Origin of the sequence: Pseudomonas sp. Y24-6, from assembly GCF_020295325.1 — a bacterium.
In the GTDB taxonomy this organism is placed as follows: domain Bacteria; phylum Pseudomonadota; class Gammaproteobacteria; order Pseudomonadales; family Pseudomonadaceae; genus Aquipseudomonas; species Aquipseudomonas gregormendelii.
In genome coordinates, this window is the sequence record NZ_JACBXG010000008.1 from 302,166 (window position 1) to 320,056 (window position 17,891).

Below are 17,891 nucleotides of genomic sequence, written 5' to 3' on the forward strand. Positions count from 1 at the left end.
GCAAGGCTCGCTCGATGACGCCCTGTCGGGCGCCATTGAAGCCAGATTCACCAGCCTCATCGCGAGTAAGCCTTACTCCCACAGGGGCGCGTGGCCGCACAGGTTTCTGTGGTTACAACCAATAGCTGACCGCATACCACCCGAGCACGCCCATCACAACGGTGTACGGCAACGCCATCCACACCATCCGCCCATACGACAGGCGAATCAGCGGCGCGATTGCCGAGGTCAGCAGGAACAGGAATGCCGCCTGGCCATTAGGCGTCGCCACGCTCGGCAGGTTGGTGCCGGTGTTGATCGCAATCGCCAGGGTCTCGAAGTGCTCGCGGCTCATATGGCCCGACACAAACGCCTGCTTGACCTCGGTGATGTAAATGGTTGCGACAAACACGTTGTCGCTGATGGCAGACAACAGGCCGTTGGCAATGAACAACATGCCCGGTTGCTGCTCTGCGGGCAGGGCCAGCACCCACTGAATCAACGGCGTGAACAACTGCTGATCGTGGATCACCGCAACCACTGCAAAGAACACCACCAGCAGTGCAGTGAAGGGCATGGCGTCCTTGAAGGCATTGCCAATGCGATGTTCGTCGGTAATGCCGGTGAATGCCGTGATCAGCACGATCACCATCAACCCGATCAACCCCACCTCGGCCACATGGAAGGCCAGGCAGCCGATCAGGATCAGCGCCGCCAGGCCCTGGACGACCAGTGCAGCACGCTGGCGAGAAGTGCGCTCGGCGTTATCTTCAGCGGCATAGTTGGCCAGTACGGCGCGCACGTTGTCCGGCAACAGCGTGCCGTAGCCGAACCAGCGCAGCTTTTCCAGCATCACGCAGGTCACCAGGCCCGCTACCAGCACCGGCAAGGAAACCGGGGCCACTTTGAGGAAGAACTCGGCGAAGTGCCAACCCATCTCGTGGCCAATCAGCAAGTTTTGCGGCTCGCCCACCAAGGTGCAAACACCGCCCAGTGCTGTGCCGACGGCGCCGTGCATCAACAGGCTGCGCAAGAAGGCGCGAAATTGCTCGAGGTCATCGTGATGCAGTTGCGGCAGATGACGGTCGTCGGAGAAAGCGCTGTCCAGGCGTGGGTCATGGCCCGAGGCCACGCGGTGGTACACCGAATAAAAGCCCACCGCTGCGCTGATGATCACGGCGGTCACGGTCAGGGCGTCGAGAAAGGCCGACAAAAACGCCGATAAAAAGCAGAACAGCAGCGCGAGCAATGCCTTGGACCGCACGCCGAGCAGCAGCCGGGAGAACAGGAACAGCAGCAAGTCTTTCATGAAGTAAATACCGGCCACCATGAACATCAGCAGCAGGATTACCGGGAAGTTGTGCACCAGTTCGTCATATAACGCCTGGGGTGTGGTCATCTTCAGCAGCAGCGCTTCAATCAGCAGCAGCCCGCCCGGCATCAGCGGATAGCATTTAAGCGCCATGGCCAGGGTAAAAATGAACTCCAGGACCAGCAACCAGCCCGCCACCACAGGGCCGACCGTCCACAACACCACAGCGTTGAGAATCAGGAAGCCGACTATGCTCGCCTTGTACCAGCGGGGAGAGTGCCCGAGAAAATTGTGCGCGAACGCCTGGGCCATTGAACCGGACATCGGCTGCTCCTTGTTTTAAGAAGCGCGCAAGTTGCCGTAAGACCAGCGGAATATCAAGTGCAGGCAAAGTCCCCGCGCGTCATTCACCCCAGGTAGCGCGCCACAATCGCCCGGTAATTGCCGTCGAGCGAATAACCCCCAACGACGATCGCGCCATCTGTTTGTGCAGTCAGTGAAGTCGCTGTGTCCAGGTTGCGACTCAGCCGGGTGCGGACCCAGCCGAGGCCATCACCGAACTGGTGATCGAGTTGCCCATCCGGCAGATGCCGGGCCAGTATGAAGTCAGCTTCACAGCCTCCAAGCGTCGCGCCAGCGGCCAGGGTGCAGCCGTCGGCCAAGGCCAGGGCCGCTGTCCATTGACAGCCACTTCGGCCGATCTCCAGCAGTCGCGGCTGACCGCCATGGCAATGACTGTCGGGACGCCCGTTGTTGTGTAACCGCAGGGACAGGCAATGCATGGGGTCCCGGCTGCTGCCTACGCACAGCAGGTCCTCGTTGTGCTGCTGGACGATATGGCTGACGTGAGTGCTGCGGCCGGCACCATCGAAACTCATGAAACCGTCGACTGCGAAGCTCGTGTCCAGTTGCCCGTTGGCGTGGTAACGGGCGAGCAATCCTTCGGCGGGAAAGTTGATCGACCCACCCACCAGGATTCGACCATCTGCTTGCAGCAAGAGACTGCTGAGCCAGGTGTTCATCAGCAAGTGCCGGACGACCACAAATCCGCGGCCATTGAACGAGCTGTCCAGTGAGCCGTCACGGTTCAGGCAGATGAGCAGGCCGACATGATCGGCCAGTTCGAAATGATGATTGGCCAAAAGCAGGATCCTGCCATCCTCCTGCACCCTTAGATCGCAGGCTTCGGCGCCCGGAACGCCCGGTGGAAGCCAGGCATCACGCACGCCCACGGAAAGATTGCCGGGCAAGCGCACCACGCAGCGGCCATTCTCGCCGAAGCCCTGGACCGTTTGGCCACAGTGGTCAAACAATGCCAGGGCCGGGAGCGTGCGATGGCCGTTGAGATAGTGCAGCCCGGCCAGCAGGATATTGCCGTTGGGCAGCACCGCGAGTTTGCCGGCCATGGCCTCGAAACCATTCTCGAACTGGCCGATGACGCTGCCTTGATCACCGAAAGACAGGTCCGCAGACCCATCGGCCAGGAGGCGTGCCAGGCCAAAGCAACTGCCCTCGGCCATTCCTACTTTGGCCGCGACAAGGATGCGCCCGCAGGCATCAATGGCGACGTCATGGGTCATGCTGCAGAGGCTGCCGGCGAAATACACCTGGGTGGTTCCGCGGGCGGCAAACGAAAGGTCGAGGCGACCGGCTTGGCTGAGTGTGGCGGAGGAGGCAAAGGCAACCTGGCTTGACATGCACGCATCTCCTTGCGAGTCGTCGTCCAGAAGTTGGCCTGGCGACCTTATAAGGAGCATATTCAAACCCTGAATGGCCAACCGTACAACGGGGAGAAATAACAGGCGGAGGGTCGCAGTGTGCCAGAAGAGTGTCTTTTTGAACCAGTGGCAAGCCTGCCAAGTAATTAGTACCTTCGCAGTACTGAACAGCGGACTGAAAGACCGGGAAGGGCGCGGATTACTGCCATGTAATCCGCGCTGCTATCAGTGTGGCATCGACCATGATTCAAGGTTGTAACCGTCACGGCTGAGTTCTTCGCGGGCCTGTTTAAGAACACGCTCAAGTTGTGCCGGATCGGTATAGGCACTGCTTGGAATCTGTTTGCGACCAATGCTGCATTTGGTGCGGTCGATCACTGTCAGGCTGAGTTCACCGTTGCCATCTTGTAGAGACCAGGCCACGCACTGGAAAGGCTGGAATGCGCGGTCTGCAATCAAAAGAGCTTCGTTGATACGGAGCGGGGCGTTCATTGGGGTTCTCTCTCTATATGCCCAATCAAGTGATCGGCCGACGGTCGGGCTTCCCGTGCGGCTGGTACTTGTACTGATGTCCTCTACCCGGCCTCGGGTCACACTGGAACCAAAGAAATTTCAACTTTCTTGCAAGAACTCGCTGTTCGGTGCCGTTTCGACAGCTGAATGAAAGGTTGAAGTTCATTAGGTAACTAACCAAGCAGTCCCTTATAACTGTTTAGCCGAGAGCCCTATAGTCAATCGGTACAAGCAACTGTCAATTTCTTGCTAATGTTACAGCCAGGTCCGCCAAATGACTGTTTTTACTAATATTTAATCGAATTTGGCGCCAAGGAACAGTCATGAACGAAGCGCCTGCCCAACGACGTCTATTAGTGGTTGATCCTTGCGACGATTGCCATCGTTTACTGCCAGGATTGCGAGCTGTGGGCTGGGATGTCGACAGCTGCACACTGGAAAATGCCGCCGACAAGACCTGTGATGTCGGCCTGTTGCGACTACAACCCTTTCATCTCGAACGCCCCGAGGCGGTCAAGGAACTGATCAGCCGCAGTGGCACCGAATGGATTGCCGTGCTTAACCAGGAAGTCCTGCGACTGCAAAATGTCGGCGACTTTGTCTGCGAATGGTTTTTCGACTTCCATACCCTGCCGTTTGATGTATCAAGAGTTCAGGTAACCCTGGGACGCGCGTTCGGAATGGCGCGTTTGCGCGGTAAAGGCACCGTTCACATTGACCAGCCAGAACATGAGCTGCTCGGCGACAGCAAGCCGATCCGCGAGCTTCGCCGGCTGTTGAGCAAGCTGGCACCTACCGAGTCCCCGGTACTCATCCGCGGTGAAAGCGGAACCGGCAAAGAGCTGGTGGCCCGCACCCTGCATCGGCAATCCCAGCGGCACAACAAACCCTTCGTGGCCATCAACTGCGGCGCGATTCCCGAACACCTGATCCAGTCCGAGCTATTTGGCCACGAGAAGGGTGCCTTCACCGGCGCCCACCAACGCAAAGTCGGCCGGATCGAAGCGGCGAACGGCGGCACACTGTTCCTCGATGAGATTGGTGACCTGCCGCTGGAGCTGCAAGCCAATCTGCTGCGCTTCCTGCAGGAAAAACATATCGAACATGTCGGCGGCAGCCAGCCGATACCGGTAGATGTGCGAGTTCTGGCGGCGACCCACGTCGACCTGGAAGCGGCGATCGAGAAGAAACGCTTCCGTGAGGATTTGTACTACCGCCTCAACGTGCTGCAAGTCGTGACCGCGCCATTGCGAGAACGGCATGGCGACTTGTCCATGCTGGCCAATCATTTCTCCCACTTCTACAGCCATGAAACCGGCCGCAGGCCACGCAGCTTCAGCGATGACGCGCTGATCGCGATGGGCAAGCATGATTGGCCGGGCAATGTGCGCGAACTGGCCAATCGGGTTCGTCGCGGCCTGGTGCTTGCCGAAGGTCGGCAGATCGAAGCCCGCGACCTGGGGCTGATCAGCCACCATACCGTGGTTGCGCCAATGGGCACGCTGGAGGATTACAAAACCCGGGCTGAGCGCCAGGCGTTGTGCGATGTGCTCAACCGTCACAGTGACAATCTGAGCATTGCAGCGAAGGTGCTGGGTATCTCGAGGCCGACTTTTTATCGGTTGTTGCACAAGCATCAGATTCGCTAGCGCCAGGATCAAAAAAGATCGCAGCCTCGTTGCACTCGACAGCTCCTACATTGAATTGAAAATCTCTGTAGGAGCTGTCGAGTGCAACGAGGCTGCGATCTTATGTCTTATATACCTCAGAAGTAGTAAGGGAATTTCAGGCTGAACGAAAAGTCCGGCGAATCGTCAGTCAGGCCAATCGCCAGGTTGGGCACGATTGTCAGCTTGTCGGTGGCCGCCAGGGTCATGCCGATGTTGAAGTTGGCCGCGTTGTAATCACTGTTGCTAATGGACTGCCAATCACCGCCATCGGGCTTGATCTTGCTTTTGCGAGCGAACTGGTCGGTGAACGAGAACGACATACTCATCTTCTCGTTCAAGGCGAACGCAATACCGGCGCCCACCTGCCAGGAGTCCCCCAGCTTCACATCGCCGCTGACCTTGGAGCCAACCTGAGGACTGATGTCGCTGAAAGAGTCCTGCATGTTGTAGGTGTACGACAAGCTGCCGAACAGTACGGCCGGGTCAAACGTCTTGACCAGCGAGATACCCGGGGTGATCGCCCACACACCGTTACCGGTTGGCAGGTCTTCGGGTACCGAGAGGTTATCGTTGGTGGGGTCGCTGACCAGTTTGATGCCGTAGGGGTCCTTGCCGGTGGGCGCCTTGACCCGCAGCGTGACGACCGCGTCGGGGAGGTTGACCGACTCGTCCAGGAATTTGTAAGCCACGCCAACGTTTACATCGCCAATGGTCGGGTCGCGGGTGACGGTTGCATCCGACGTCACCGGGCCTGCACCACCAGCGCCGCCAGAGGAGTAAGTCGACTCTCGATAAACCACGGGAACGTTAATATCGAACTGCCAGCGTTGCGCCAGGTTGTAGCGAGCGGTCAAGTCCAGTGTCCAGTTATCCGCCTTGATACGGTCCAGGTTGATGTTGCCGAGGAAGATCGAGTCCAGTGCAAGGAAGCCATTGAGCGTCAATGCGCGGGTGTCGTAGTGGGTGTAGGTCAGGCCGGTTTCGACGCTGAACTTCCCGCCACCGAAGAAGCCACTGGCTTCGTCATACAGGTTGGAAACGCTGGGCGCTGGCTCCGCGTCTTCCTTGAGCGACTGGCCATAGGAACTGCCGGCGGTTCCCGGAGCACCTGCAGCCACCGCCTGACCACTCCTGGCCGGGTCGGCCGGGGACTTGGTCAGGCGTCTGGGTGGCGGAGTCACCGGGGTTTCTTCGACCTGGCGAACCCGTTGTTCGAGTACCATCAACGCGTTCTGTTGGGCTTGGTAGCGCTGCTTCAACTCCATGAGTTCTTGTTTTAATGCTTCTACCTGGGGGTCTGTCGCTGCATACAGCAGAGTGACCGGAGCCAGGCTACTCAAACAGACGATTGCTCTGAGCGTTAACGATCGGTGCATGGGTTAGCCGTCCCTTCTGACTACTTCTGATGAGACTGAGCGTAGATCAGAATCCGGCAGTGCGAAGACCTTTAAGCTGGTCCAGATTACCGGTCAATGACCCGCCTGTAGTCGCACTGTCACGCAGCACCACATTGAACGATGTGAGGTTGCGCACCTGGTTGCTACTTCCCAGCAAAGTCGTGTTCTGCGTCAGCCCACCCTGGGCCAGGCGTTGGATCGTACTGCCTTGATTGTTATTGGCCACGATGTTGAGTTGCACACCTGTGCCCGATGAGGAAACGCTTAGGGAGCCCGCTCCATTGCTGCCCACCAGCGTGGTGCCTGCGGCCAATGCCTGGCCCTGGGGTTGCATGACTGGCGCCTCGTTCGCCTTGGTAACGTTGATGTCGACATTGTTGTAGGCGGTGTTGTTGTCACCGGCCGCACGCACGACTTGAGTGACACCTTCGGTGGTGTTGAGGCCGCTGCCGCCTGTGACGGTGCCGGTGCCTGAACCCGTTGCCGCAACGGTCTGCGCGCCTGTGCCCGCAGTAGAGTTGGTGGTGCCTTGCGAACTGCTGGCACCCGGGGTTTTTTCATCGATCATCGACACATAGAACTGTGGCTTGATCGTTGATTTCTGGATCTGCATCGAGGAGGTGACCCCGATCAATTCTCCTTTGGCATTCTCCCAGGTGCTGGTCATGGCAACCCCGAAGCTGATGATCCGTCCGGGCATGACATAGCGGCCTCGCAGGCTCGCCAGCTCCTGATCCTTCAGTTCAATGGGTTTGAACGTCTGTGCCTGGGTTGGCAGGCTGGCAGCCAGGCAAACGACGGCCAGCCAGGTTGGAGTGTTCATTGGATGCTCCCGGAGCTTCATGCTCCCTTGTTATTAGAAGAAGTCGCTTTTTATGAACCCGAAATCCATCAGGTCTGCGTCTCGCACCGGGCTGAATGCATTGATACGGTTTTTGGCAGTGAGTGGTACGGGAGGGTCGAGCAAGGCGTTGTTTTTGTCGTAGCCCTGACCGATAACGGCAAAGATGATGCCGTTCCAGCCTTTGACAAAGTCTTCGACCTTGAATCGTTTATGACCCAGTACCGGATCTCCGATGTATACCCAGCCGTCGTGAACTCTTTGCATGACCACAAAGTGTTTGTAGCCACGAATGTCCAGCAGAACCACTACCGGGATTTTCACTTCGCTTAACGTCTCCGGTGCTACACGGTAGCCACGGGCGCGCATGCCGATACTTTCTATGTAACGCTTCATGTCCAGCATGGAAAAGCCCTGGACCCGGACCAGATCCTGGTCGGAGTGGGCGAGCATGCCTTCGATGATCTGTTCTTCATCCACGTCCAGCCAGTAGGCCTGGCGCAAGACGGTCGCCAGCGCAGCTGCGCCGCAACTGAAGTCGGTTTTCTGTTGTACCAGGTCGGCAAACTTGCGTTCGCGAATGCTCTGGATCGGCTTGTACACCACCGCTCCGCCGGGCAGGATCACGGACAGCGGCATTTGTGCCGCCTCGGTCATACCGGCCATGCCAAGCAAAAATGCCAAGGCGATGATGCGCATGGTTGGACGCCTTCTGGGTGGGCTGAAAAAGGCCCCCGTAAGGGGGCCTCCACAGACAACGATTAGAACGACTGGTTGGAAATCGCCAGCGAGTTGCTTTGTTGGTTGCCCACACCCGCAGCCACGTTGACGCCCAGGTTGCCGCTGCCACCGTTGACCGAACCACTGAGGGTTGCGGTGTTGGTTACAGGGTTGGCCCAGCCAGTTGGAGTCAGCACTTGATAGGAGTAGGTAGTACTCAAGTCAAATGCACTGCTTTCAGCATAGCCTTTGGATTTGTCATACGCAGATTCGGACGATTTGCTGCCCGATTTTTCGTATGCGGAGGCCTGGGCTTTTTCGTAGGCCTTGTCATACGATTTTTCGAACGAAGAGTCGTGCGATTTGGTGTACGACTTGTCTACGCTGACGTCCAGCGATGCGTCGAGCGAAGCGTTAAGCGATGAACTGTTAGACTCGCTGCCACTTTGCTCATAACGACCATAGTCACGGGTATATTCCCTGGCCGTTTCAGCAGCGGCGTCCAGAGTGGCGCTCAGTGTGGCAGTCAGAGAAGCATTCGAAGAACCGCTCGAATCGCTGCTGTGAGAGCCACTGGCATTCCAGCTGCTTGAGCCGCTGGCTGCAGAAGCCTGGGCGCCGGCCAGTTCAAAGCTCGAAGAAGCGCTCTGACTGCCACTGGCAACGGACGCATAGCCTTGAGAAGCACTACCGCTGGCCGAATTGGTGACGGTGATGGTATCCAGGCGATAAGTCCGATCAGCGTTGTTGTTCACTGTCAGGCCAGGACCATTTTGATTGGCCGAAGCAGTCGCGGTTGCGTTGCCCAGTGGAGCGTTGGCATTAGCAATGGCCATGGTGTTTTTCTGCTGGTTAAGGTCGCCACCGGCAATGTTGATACCCATGTTGCCGCTGCCGCCATTACCCGAACCGGTCATCACCGCCGAAGAGGTGCTGCCGAAGTTGTTGACCGTGTTGTTGTTGCTGAACTGGTTGACGGTGGAGCTCGCGGAAGCAGTGCCGAACACGAAGCTGTTATCGAGACTGGAGTCCGATGCAGCGTTGGCGATAGCGGCCGCGTTGTCTTGCTGGTTGCCATTACCAGCAGCCACGTTGACGCCGACGTTGCCGCTGGTGCCGGTAGCGGAGCTGGTCATTTCAGCTTCGTTTACGGTCCCTTCATTGCGGATGCTGTTGCCGGTGCTGCGTTGGTTGTCGATGGCATTGGCAGTAGCAAAGACAGGGATCATGGTTGGAGGAGGAGTGCGTGGGCCTCCGTTGCCGTTGCCGTTACCATTGTGGCCATTGTTATGACCATTGTTATGGCCATTGTTGTGGCCGTTGTTATCGTATTGCCCAGCTTGTACAGCAACAGCCATGACCGCAGCAATTGCGAAAACCAGAGGCTTTATTGCCATCGAAGGTTTCATGGTGATTCTCCGTACTTATTTTAGGTTAAGTGTTGTTATTACCTGTTTGGGTCAATCCGCGACCCGTATGCTCAGGGTGTTTCCCATTCGATTTCCCACCCCGGCACTCTGATTCAACTGAATTACCCCGCGGCTACCGGTGAAGGCCTGGTCACTGGTAGTGACCTGGCGATAGCCTGGTGCAGAGTCAGTTGGATCGGAGTTGTTGAGCAGCGCCACGTTCTGTTGCATGAGGACGCTGTCGTCGATACTTTGCGGCTGGTCACTGACGCTGATGCGCAGTGCGTTCGCCTGTTGGTTGCTGGCACCGGAGCTCTGGTTGACACCCACTGCGCCGTTGCCGCGACTGAAAGAGTTGCCCTGGATGCTGGAACTGGCATCCATTGCCGGGTCGCCACTGCTACCCAGCCGTTGGCGAATTTGCGTGGTCGCAGTAGCTCCATGGCCAATGGCGATGGCCCGGGCGTTGACCTGTTGCTGTTGATCACCGGCCGCCTGGTTGACCGTGAGGTTGCCCTGGTACTGCATGCCCGAATTATCGATCTCAGCGTTGTTGATCACTGGAGATTGGGCAAAGGTCGATGCACTGCAAAACATGGCGATGACCAGCAGTGTGCGATTCATCCTAACGGCCTCCCGTTATGATGTTCAGAGTGCCCAGGCCCTTGGTCATACTCGAATTGACCATGTTGGCAATGCCACCGCCCGAATTGCCCGAACGCCCGGCGGGCTGGTTCGACAGTTGGGTCTGGTTGGACATGTTGGAACCCAGGTTGTTGGTGTTCTGGGTCACCATGCGCGAGATGCTTGCACCACTGGCAACGTTGGCGAAATCGCCGTCGCTCAACTCATTCGTCTGTTTGAGAATGTGTTGAGAGGGATTGGCGTTGACTGTGGTGGGATTCGGATCGGGGATCAGCGGAGGAACGACCGCGTTGCGTGTTTGCACATCACGTTTGATGGTAATGATGCCATTGTCGGCATGTGCAGGCAGGGAGGCGCTGATTGCGAGTGCGCATCCGATCACCAACAGGCCATAGATGCGTTTATCAAATTTCCCCACGGCGGCAATTCCTTCTGTTAGTGAACGCTGGCCCTTATCAGCGTTGCGAGGGAGAGAGCAGAAGGCGTGCCGCTTTTAGATTTACTTTAAAAAACAGTTAGTTGGCTGAAAATTCAAAACTGAATGGTCGAAGGGTGTAACGGCACTGAGACAAAGTTGGGGGATATTCCCCGCCATTCAGGCAGCAGTGCTCGCTACCGTCGGTATTGGCAGGTTGTTTCAGTGACTTAACAGTTTTGCGCGCAGAGGGCTGAGCCGCTTTAGCTCATGGGTTTACGCAGCACAATGTGTTTCAGGAATGGACACTTTCAGCAGGGAAGAGCAAGCGGGCCACGGCCTCGAACGCTGCATCCCTGCGCTGCTGCCAGTCACCTTGCAGGATCTGGAAAGGCTGGTGGTGCAGCTCCAGCCACTGATGGGTGGCCTGGAAGAATGCCTGGCGTTGCGCCAGTTGGGGTTGGCAACGCTGCCCGTCATCGTGCCAGGCCACGACTTCGGGGCTGAGCAGCACATGCAGATCATAGTGGCGTGCCAGCAAGGCCTGCTCGATCCAGGCCGGACACGCGCCGAACAATGTGTTGCTCCACAGGATGTTGCTCAAGAGGTGGGTGTCGAGAATCAACAGTGACGGTTGCTTCGCTCGAGCCTCGTCCTCCCAGGCCAGTTGGCCGTGGGCTATGGTCTCGATGTCTTGGTAGCAGGTGTCGCGGGCTTCACTGTCGATGAAATGCCGAACGTACTCGCCGACCAGCAGCCCACCAAAATGCGCCTGGATCTCGTGGGAAAGCCAGCTTTTGCCGCTGGATTCCGGACCTGTTAGCACCAGCACCTTCATGTTCGCAAGGCCAGGTCGGTGCGCCATTCACGCCAGCCCTGGATCGCGATCAGGGTAAACAGCGCGTAAAGTCCGGCCGTCAGGTACATGCCTTTATAGACGAACAGCCCGACGAAAATCACGTCCAGCAAGATCCACAGCGGCCAGCATTGCACGCGTTTCTGTGCCATCCACACCTGGGCCACCAGGCTGAAACCGGTGAGCGCGGCATCCAGCCAGGGTTGCGCGGCGTCGGTCCAGTGCGCCATGGCCGCGCCGAGAGCGAGGCTGCCAATGGCGCCCAGGGACAGACTCAAGGCAATCGGCGCCACCGCCAACTGGCTGACCTGCCGCCCCAGCCGTTCATCACCTCCACGCGTCCATTGCCACCAGCCGTACAATTGCAGCGCCGCGTAGATCACCTGCAGCAGCATGTCCGAGTAGAGCTTCACCTCGAAAAACACCCAGCTATAAAGCAATACCATGACCAGGCCAATCGGCCAGCACCAGGGATTCTGTTTGACCGTCAACCAGACGGCGATCACACCGAGGGCGGCGGCAAACAGTTCTAACCCGGACATGGAGGTTCCTTGAGGGTGGGGAGGGGAGCGGATTGTACCGGATGGGTGCGGATGTAAAAACTTCGGCTCGACACTGACGTAGAAGATTGTCGAACCAGCAAGACTCTTGTAGGTGCCAGCTTGCTCGCGATGGTCCCTAGAGCACCGCGTTTAATCAGCAAGCACGCGGTAACGCTAACGTCCATCGCGAGCAAGCTCGCTCCTGCAAACGTTAAACGCGAAACTGCTTGAGCAACCCGTTCAATTGCTCACTCAGCCCCTTCAAACGCACACTGGCTACGCTCGATTGCTCGGCCGCCAGCGCCGTACTGTGGGACAGGCCTGCCGCTTGGGTCACGTTCTGGTTAATGTCTTCCACCACCTGCGCCTGCTGCAGGGTGGCGCTGGCAATGGAAGCGTTGAGGCCGTTGAGGTTGCGCAAAGCCTGGCCTATGGCACTCAAGCTCGCGCCGGCCAGCCCCGCCTGTTCAATGGTCAGTTGCGAAGCGCGGCTGCTGTCGCCGATGACCTTGACCGCCGCTTCCGAATGATTCTGCAAACGCTCGATCATCGACTGGATCTCGGCCGTGGATTTCTGCGTGCGCTGAGCCAGCAGCCTGACTTCATCGGCCACTACCGCAAAACCTCGGCCCTGTTCGCCCGCCCTGGCGGCTTCGATGGCGGCATTGAGGGCCAGCAGATTGGTCTGCTCGGCAATCGAACGGATCACTTCGAGCACCGTGCCAATCTGCGTACTCTCGGCGGCCAGGGTGCGGATCACTTGCACCGCCTGTTCGATGGTGCCGGACAATTTGTCGATCTGCTGCAAACTGCCATCGATGTTGACCTGGCCCTGCTGCGCCTGCGACTCGGCATCGCGCATTTCACTGGCGGCATGCTCGGCATTCCTGGCCACGTCCTGCACCCCGTACGTGACCTCGTTGATCGCGGTCGCCACCAGTTCCATTTGTTGGGACTGCTGCTGGCTGCGTTGTTGAGCCTGGGCTGCGTCATTGCCCAAGGCGCTGGACGATTCACCGAGGTCGCTGGCCGAGACCTGCAATTGGCCGATCACCAGGCGCAATTTGGCTGTGAACGCGTTGAAATGTTGGGCCAGTTGCGTCACTTCATCGCGGCCATGGGTATCGAGGCTGCGGGTCAGGTCGCTCTCGCCGCTGGCGATATTGGCCATGGCGTTCACTGTTTCCTGCAGGGGACGAACAATGCTGCGGGCAATGAGGATCACCAGCAAGGCCATGATCGCTGCAATCACCAGACCGACCAATGATGCTTTCCACACCTGGCCGTAGAACTCGTCTTGCATGTCATCTATGTAGACGCCCGAGCCGATTACCCAGCCCCACGGCTCGAACAACTTGACGTAGGAGGTTTTCTCGACCGGTGCGTTGGCACCAGGCTTCGGCCAGCGATAGTTGACCATGCCGGCGCCCTTGCTCTTGGCCACCGCGACCATCTCGTTGAACAGGGCAAAGCCGTCCGGATCGCGGATCGCTGAAAGGTTCTGGCCATCGAGTTTCGGATTGGCCGGGTGCATGACCATGACCGGTACCAGGTCGTTGATCCAGAAGTAATCGTCCTGGTCGTACCGCAGGCCACGAACTGCGGTCAGCGCCTGCTTCTGCGCCGCTTCGCGGGTCAGCACGCCGGTAGTCTCGAGGCCATGGTAATAGTTGAGGACACCGCTGGCGGTCTGCACCACGTGCCGCGTCTTCTGCGCCTTGGCCTGGTACAGGTCTGTGTGGATCTGCTTGAGCATCAATCCGCCCAGCGTCATCAGCATCATGACGGCCACAATCAGGATGAGCCACAGGCGGCGACTGATCGACATGGTGCGCAAGCTGTTCATAAGGCGGTTACTCCGGTTTCTTGTTCTTGTCATAAAGGATCGCCAGCATTTCACCCCGGATGGCAGGCACGGGTTTGCAGTCAAGCCCAATACTCGGCAGCGTAAAACGGACTTGTCTGATAGGATTTCGGCCCCGCGCGCAAAAACCTGAATCCGGCATGAGCTTTCTACGCCAAGTCGTGGTTTATCCAGAGGTTCCAGCACGCGGCGCTACAGCCAGACTGACCGCAGTAAATGCATTGAAAATATTAACGGGGCATGCCGGCGCGCATCGCTTCTTGGGGGATTGATGGATCTTTGGACCGCCTTTCAGGCATTGATACTAGGCGTTGTAGAAGGGCTGACGGAGTTTCTGCCCATTTCCAGTACCGGACACCAGATTATCGTCGCGGACCTGCTCCACTTCGGTGGTGAGCGGGCCATGGCGTTCAATATCATCATCCAGCTCGGAGCGATCCTGGCGGTGGTGTGGGAATTTCGCCGCAAGATTCTGGGCGTGGTCATAGGCTTGCCGACCCAGCCCAGCGCTCGGCGCTTTACCGTCAACCTGTTGATCGCGTTCATGCCGGCGGTGGTATTGGGGGTGATTTTCGCCGACCTGATCCATCATTACCTGTTCAACGCAGTCACCGTGGCGTCCGCCTTGGTCGTCGGCGGCATCATCATGTTGTGGGCCGAGCGCCGCGAGCATGAAGTGCATGCCGAGACCGTGGACGAAATCACCTGGAAAGATGCCTTGAAAGTCGGCTTTGCCCAGTGCCTGGCGATGATTCCTGGCACTTCGCGCTCGGGCTCGACCATCATCGGTGGCCTGCTGTTCGGCCTGTCACGCAAGACGGCTACCGAATTTTCGTTCTTCCTGGCCATGCCGACCATGGTCGGTGCCGCTGTGTATTCGGGCTATAAATACCGTGACCTGTTCGTCCCGGCGGATTTTCCGGTATTTGCCGTCGGCTTCGTCACGGCGTTCATCTTCGCGATGATTGCGGTACGCGGGTTGCTCAAGTTCATCGCCAACCACAGCTATGCCGTGTTTGCCTGGTACCGCATCGCCTTCGGCCTGCTGATCCTCGCGACCTGGCAGTTCGGCTGGGTCGACTGGACCGCAGCCAAGCCATGATCGACCGCAGCGCGCGCCCCGCAAGGATTCAGAATCCACGACTCAAGTCGCTGGTGTTCGCCTTGGTGTGTGCGCTGCCGTTGGCCGGCTCGATGTTGATGTGGCTGCAGGGGATATCGTTGATTCCCCTGTCGGCCTACGGCATCGTCAGCGTGCTGGCGTTCTTCCTTTATTGGAGCGACAAGCGCAAGGCCCGTACCGAGCGCTGGCGTACCCCGGAGAATGTCCTGCACGCCGTGGAACTGGCCGGTGGCTGGCCTGGCGCCTTGGTGGCGCAGCAACTGTTCCGGCACAAGACCCGCAAGGTTTCCTATCAGGTCCTTTTCTGGGCCATCGTGCTGCTGCACCAGGTGTTCTGGATCGACCAACTGTTCCTCGGCGCCCATCTGTTCGCCCTGTTCTAGAGCAGCAGTCCCACCTGGGTCCGTTTGGGCAGCTTGCTCACCACCAACTGGTGGGAACGCTGCAATAAACCCTGCAGCTCTTCAGCGCCCAGAGGGTAGGGCAACTCCAGGATGATCCATTGGGCCCTGGCCAGATAGGGCGCCGGATGGATGCCAGGGCGGTCGCAGTGCCCCAGGAACAGATCCTTGTCGACCTTGAACGCCAGGGAGTTGCCACGCAGTCCCTGCAGCGCAAACATCTTGTTTCCCGCGATCGAAAAAACCCGCACGCCACCCCATTTGTAGTCTTCCCTGGCACCCGGCAATGCCAGGCAAAACTGCGCCACAGCGGCTTCGCTCATTCGTGCAGTGCTCATAACAGGCGCTCCCCGCGGGCGTTGAATGACTCAACCAGATGATCGATCCAGGCGCGCACCGCCTGCAGCCTGCCCCCAAGTAATGACCACTCAGGCAGCAACTGCACCAGCGGCAAAACTATAAATGCCGTAACTGATTGATCCAAAGTAGAAATTTCGATTTTCATAGTGGCAATCGTCAAAAGCGTACGCTCCTTTTGACAAAGCGGCTATCACGCAAACAAGGGCAAGCGGTCAGCGCCGGAAAGCCGCAAGGTACTCAGCAATGGGAACTCCCACCATCACCTGCGATAATGCGTTCTGAACCCAACCACCGGGCAAATGACTCCGTGTACGACTTCAATGATTTGTATTTCTTCGTCCAGGTTGTCGACCACAACGGATTCACCAGCGCGAGTAAAAAACTCGACATCCCCAAATCGAAGCTAAGCCGACGTATCGCATCTCTAGAGGAGCGGCTTGGTGTACGTCTGATCCAGCGATCAACCAGAAAGTTTACGGTCACAGAGATCGGCCAAGACTACTACCGTCATTGTGTAGCGATGCTCGTAGAGGCTGACGCGGCTGAGCAAGTGGTCGAGCATTCACGCTCCGAACCTCAAGGAATCGTGCGTATCAGTTGTCCACCTGCGTTAGGCGCCATGGGTGTGAGCGACATTATTGCGGAATTCATGGTGCTGCACCCCAAAGTCCAGGTGCACATAGACAGCACAAATCGCAGGGTTGATGTGCTGGGTGAGGGGTATGACATCGCGCTGAGAGTGCGTTTCCCGCCATTGGAAGACGACAACCTTGTGATGCGAGTATTAGGCGATAGCCACCAAAAGCTGGTTGCGCGGCCTTCCTTGATAGAAGGGTTGAAGCTCGAAACCCCAAATGACTTGGCGAGCTTGCCTAGCATGGATCTAGGTCCGCCAAACCGTGAACACAGGTGGACTTTTTTAGGCACGAAAGAGTATCGAATCGAGGTGGTTCACACGCCCAGATTTGTCACCTCGGATCTTGATGCGTTACACCGCGCTGCAATACAAGGGGTAGGGGTGGTACAACTACCCGAAATCATGGTGCGGCACGCCATACATGATGGGCTATTGGTGGAAGTACTACCTGAGTTTGTGCTGCGTAGCGGGCTCATCCATGCGGTCTTCCCGTCCCGAAGAGGGCTGCTACCTTCAGTCCGCGGTCTGATTGATAAGTTAGCTATGGATTTTGGCGCTAACGCCGAGGCGGACAGGGTCGCTTGTGAGAGAGCTGGAAAAGAGCATCCGGCTACGCGGTAGTCATTGCGCGCCTCACTCTCCCAGGTGCTTCACCGTATATTTCCTTGAATTTTTTGCTGAAAGCCGCTTGGGATTGATACCCGACTTGGGCGGCAATGTCACTCAGCCCCAAATGGGAATGGCTTAGCAGGTTGAACGCTAACTCCATACGGACTTGGGTCAGTAACACCCAAGGCGAAACTCCCGCCACCCGTACGAAGGCTCGCATAAACGTTGCGCGAGACATGCTGGCGGTTTCAGCGAGACCGTCAACGGTCCACTCGTGCGCAGGATCAGCCAGCATGGACTGCCAAGCGCGGCCCAGCCGTTTATCAGACAGCAATGCCAAGGTGCCGGTGTGCTGGCCGTGGCTCGCAATGTGGGCACGCAGGATCAATGTGAACAGCGCTTGGGACAAAGCATCGAGCAAGTAGTGTGCGCCCACCTGATCGCTATCTGCTTCACCTCGCAACATTTCGACAAGCGCCGGCAGGGGGGCACTTTTAGGGAGGGCAGCACTTGGAATCACAAGGTGTTCGGGGAGCGCCGCGAATAACATCGACGTTCGATTGTAGTGAAAGCCTCCGCAAAGCATGTCTAGATCAGCACTAACATCTCCAATCCGATAGAGCGGCAGGGGCGCATTGGAAATCAGCCTTGGTGCACTGGGCTCAGCCGTTTTCCCAATGCTACGCATGACGTGCGGTGCACCACGAGGCAGAAGCAAAATATCCCCTGCTCGCATGGGCAGGCGTTGCCCGTCCGGAAACTCAACCCGACACTCTCCCTCCAACACAATGTGATAGGGCGCTTTGCCTAATATTTCTTGCTCGTGATCCCGTGCCCAATTGTAGTGGTCTAATGAAACCGGACACCCATTTAGGCGAGA

General features: G+C 57.8%; 18 protein-coding genes and 2 pseudogenes. 4 read left to right on the forward strand and 16 right to left on the reverse strand.

Annotated features, from left to right (window positions below; genetic code table 11):
- Positions 1-112: 112 nt before the first annotated feature.
- The 3 genes from nhaB to HYI44_RS17685 all read right to left on the reverse strand — a co-directional run bounded on the left by nhaB (position 113) and on the right by HYI44_RS17685 (position 3,501).
- Complete coding sequence (gene nhaB / locus HYI44_RS17675; protein WP_225570071.1) at positions 113-1,615, reverse strand: sodium/proton antiporter NhaB; 1,503 nt, start codon at positions 1,613-1,615, stop codon at positions 113-115.
- Between the two features lie 83 nt (positions 1,616-1,698).
- Complete coding sequence (locus HYI44_RS17680; RefSeq protein WP_225570072.1) at positions 1,699-2,988, reverse strand: hypothetical protein; 1,290 nt, start codon at positions 2,986-2,988, stop codon at positions 1,699-1,701.
- Between the two features lie 246 nt (positions 2,989-3,234).
- Entirely contained in the window at positions 3,235-3,501 is a 267-nt protein-coding gene (locus tag HYI44_RS17685; protein WP_045061122.1) for a hypothetical protein, read from the reverse strand.
- 344 nt (positions 3,502-3,845) lie between these two features.
- Here HYI44_RS17685 and HYI44_RS17690 point away from each other — a divergent pair, with 344 nt between their 5' ends.
- Positions 3,846-5,171: a sigma-54 dependent transcriptional regulator gene (locus tag HYI44_RS17690; protein WP_122840545.1), complete on the forward strand. Its 1,326-nt coding sequence runs from the start codon at positions 3,846-3,848 to the stop codon at positions 5,169-5,171.
- A gap of 116 nt (positions 5,172-5,287) precedes the next feature.
- Here HYI44_RS17690 and HYI44_RS17695 read toward each other — a convergent pair whose 3' ends face one another.
- From HYI44_RS17695 to HYI44_RS29660, 10 genes and pseudogenes are all read right to left on the reverse strand, one after another.
- A complete protein-coding gene (locus HYI44_RS17695) occupies positions 5,288-6,568 on the reverse strand; it encodes a hypothetical protein (RefSeq protein WP_122840544.1) in 1,281 nt (426 codons plus the stop codon).
- A gap of 46 nt (positions 6,569-6,614) precedes the next feature.
- Complete coding sequence (locus tag HYI44_RS17700) at positions 6,615-7,412, reverse strand: hypothetical protein (RefSeq protein WP_122840543.1); 798 nt, start codon at positions 7,410-7,412, stop codon at positions 6,615-6,617.
- Positions 7,413-7,445: 33 nt separating this feature from the next.
- Positions 7,446-8,129, reverse strand: coding sequence for a C39 family peptidase (locus HYI44_RS17705; RefSeq protein WP_225570073.1), 684 nt, complete (start codon positions 8,127-8,129; stop codon positions 7,446-7,448).
- 62 nt (positions 8,130-8,191) lie between these two features.
- Positions 8,192-9,559 carry a heme utilization protein gene (locus HYI44_RS17710; RefSeq protein WP_225570074.1) on the reverse strand — a complete coding sequence of 456 codons (1,368 nt, stop codon included), beginning with the start codon at positions 9,557-9,559 and terminating at the stop codon, positions 8,192-8,194.
- Positions 9,560-9,610: 51 nt separating this feature from the next.
- On the reverse strand, positions 9,611-10,183 hold the full coding sequence (locus HYI44_RS17715; protein WP_122840540.1) for an adhesin: 573 nt from the start codon (positions 10,181-10,183) through the stop codon (positions 9,611-9,613).
- A gap of 1 nt (position 10,184) precedes the next feature.
- The gene (locus HYI44_RS17720; RefSeq protein WP_225570075.1) at positions 10,185-10,622 is read right to left on the reverse strand and encodes a hypothetical protein; all 438 of its coding nucleotides are present in this window, start codon (positions 10,620-10,622) and stop codon (positions 10,185-10,187) included.
- A gap of 292 nt (positions 10,623-10,914) precedes the next feature.
- Positions 10,915-11,457, reverse strand: coding sequence for an AAA family ATPase (locus tag HYI44_RS17725; RefSeq protein ID WP_122840538.1), 543 nt, complete (start codon positions 11,455-11,457; stop codon positions 10,915-10,917).
- Positions 11,454-12,017 carry a nicotinamide riboside transporter PnuC gene (pnuC, locus tag HYI44_RS17730; protein WP_045061131.1) on the reverse strand — a complete coding sequence of 188 codons (564 nt, stop codon included), beginning with the start codon at positions 12,015-12,017 and terminating at the stop codon, positions 11,454-11,456. The genes HYI44_RS17725 and pnuC overlap by 4 nt, the downstream gene beginning before the upstream one ends.
- Positions 12,018-12,228: 211 nt before the next feature.
- Positions 12,229-12,963: a methyl-accepting chemotaxis protein gene (locus HYI44_RS29655; RefSeq protein ID WP_374091374.1), complete on the reverse strand. Its 735-nt coding sequence runs from the start codon at positions 12,961-12,963 to the stop codon at positions 12,229-12,231.
- 123 nt (positions 12,964-13,086) lie between these two features.
- A pseudogene (locus tag HYI44_RS29660) lies at positions 13,087-13,896 on the reverse strand (cache domain-containing protein); the annotation flags it as partial.
- A gap of 256 nt (positions 13,897-14,152) precedes the next feature.
- On the opposite strand from HYI44_RS29660, the gene HYI44_RS17740 reads away from it, so the two are divergent.
- Positions 14,153-14,983 carry an undecaprenyl-diphosphate phosphatase gene (locus tag HYI44_RS17740; RefSeq protein ID WP_225570076.1) on the forward strand — a complete coding sequence of 277 codons (831 nt, stop codon included), beginning with the start codon at positions 14,153-14,155 and terminating at the stop codon, positions 14,981-14,983.
- Positions 14,980-15,387 carry a DUF1294 domain-containing protein gene (locus tag HYI44_RS17745; protein ID WP_122840533.1) on the forward strand — a complete coding sequence of 136 codons (408 nt, stop codon included), beginning with the start codon at positions 14,980-14,982 and terminating at the stop codon, positions 15,385-15,387. The genes HYI44_RS17740 and HYI44_RS17745 overlap by 4 nt, the downstream gene beginning before the upstream one ends.
- On the opposite strand, the gene HYI44_RS17750 is transcribed toward HYI44_RS17745, so the two are convergent.
- Both HYI44_RS17750 and HYI44_RS17755 read right to left on the reverse strand, forming a co-directional pair.
- Positions 15,384-15,743, reverse strand: a complete 360-nt coding sequence (locus tag HYI44_RS17750) for an MmcQ/YjbR family DNA-binding protein (protein WP_122840532.1) — start codon at positions 15,741-15,743, stop codon at positions 15,384-15,386. The two genes, HYI44_RS17745 and HYI44_RS17750, sit on opposite strands and share 4 nt — an antisense overlap.
- Positions 15,740-15,853 (reverse strand): annotated as a pseudogene (locus tag HYI44_RS17755) (LysR family transcriptional regulator); the annotation flags it as partial. The gene HYI44_RS17750 and the pseudogene HYI44_RS17755, both read right to left, overlap by 4 nt.
- Before the next feature lie 219 nt (positions 15,854-16,072).
- On the opposite strand from HYI44_RS17755, the gene HYI44_RS17760 reads away from it, so the two are divergent.
- Positions 16,073-17,023: a LysR substrate-binding domain-containing protein gene (locus HYI44_RS17760; protein WP_225570077.1), complete on the forward strand. Its 951-nt coding sequence runs from the start codon at positions 16,073-16,075 to the stop codon at positions 17,021-17,023.
- Here HYI44_RS17760 and HYI44_RS17765 read toward each other — a convergent pair.
- On the reverse strand, positions 17,013-17,891 hold an 879-nt coding region (locus HYI44_RS17765), incomplete at its 5' end, for an AraC family transcriptional regulator (protein ID WP_225570078.1). The genes HYI44_RS17760 and HYI44_RS17765 overlap by 11 nt on opposite strands.

What these genes read in the sequence shown, in the direction of transcription:
- nhaB (WP_225570071.1), bottom strand. Translation starts at nt 1,615, where the DNA reads ATGTCCGGTTCAATGGCCCAGGCGTTCGCGCACAATTTTCTCGGGCAC.
- HYI44_RS17680 (WP_225570072.1), bottom strand. Translation starts at nt 2,988, where the DNA reads ATGTCAAGCCAGGTTGCCTTTGCCTCCTCCGCCACACTCAGCCAAGCC.
- HYI44_RS17685 (WP_045061122.1), bottom strand. Translation starts at nt 3,501, where the DNA reads ATGAACGCCCCGCTCCGTATCAACGAAGCTCTTTTGATTGCAGACCGC.
- HYI44_RS17690 (WP_122840545.1), top strand. Translation starts at nt 3,846, where the DNA reads ATGAACGAAGCGCCTGCCCAACGACGTCTATTAGTGGTTGATCCTTGC.
- HYI44_RS17695 (WP_122840544.1), bottom strand. Translation starts at nt 6,568, where the DNA reads ATGCACCGATCGTTAACGCTCAGAGCAATCGTCTGTTTGAGTAGCCTG.
- HYI44_RS17700 (WP_122840543.1), bottom strand. Translation starts at nt 7,412, where the DNA reads ATGAACACTCCAACCTGGCTGGCCGTCGTTTGCCTGGCTGCCAGCCTG.
- HYI44_RS17705 (WP_225570073.1), bottom strand. Translation starts at nt 8,129, where the DNA reads ATGCGCATCATCGCCTTGGCATTTTTGCTTGGCATGGCCGGTATGACC.
- HYI44_RS17710 (WP_225570074.1), bottom strand. Translation starts at nt 9,559, where the DNA reads ATGAAACCTTCGATGGCAATAAAGCCTCTGGTTTTCGCAATTGCTGCG.
- HYI44_RS17715 (WP_122840540.1), bottom strand. Translation starts at nt 10,183, where the DNA reads ATGAATCGCACACTGCTGGTCATCGCCATGTTTTGCAGTGCATCGACC.
- HYI44_RS17725 (WP_122840538.1), bottom strand. Translation starts at nt 11,457, where the DNA reads ATGAAGGTGCTGGTGCTAACAGGTCCGGAATCCAGCGGCAAAAGCTGG.
- pnuC (WP_045061131.1), bottom strand. Translation starts at nt 12,017, where the DNA reads ATGTCCGGGTTAGAACTGTTTGCCGCCGCCCTCGGTGTGATCGCCGTC.
- HYI44_RS29655 (WP_374091374.1), bottom strand. Translation starts at nt 12,963, where the DNA reads ATGGAACTGGTGGCGACCGCGATCAACGAGGTCACGTACGGGGTGCAG.
- HYI44_RS17740 (WP_225570076.1), top strand. Translation starts at nt 14,153, where the DNA reads ATGGATCTTTGGACCGCCTTTCAGGCATTGATACTAGGCGTTGTAGAA.
- HYI44_RS17745 (WP_122840533.1), top strand. Translation starts at nt 14,980, where the DNA reads ATGATCGACCGCAGCGCGCGCCCCGCAAGGATTCAGAATCCACGACTC.
- HYI44_RS17750 (WP_122840532.1), bottom strand. Translation starts at nt 15,743, where the DNA reads ATGAGCACTGCACGAATGAGCGAAGCCGCTGTGGCGCAGTTTTGCCTG.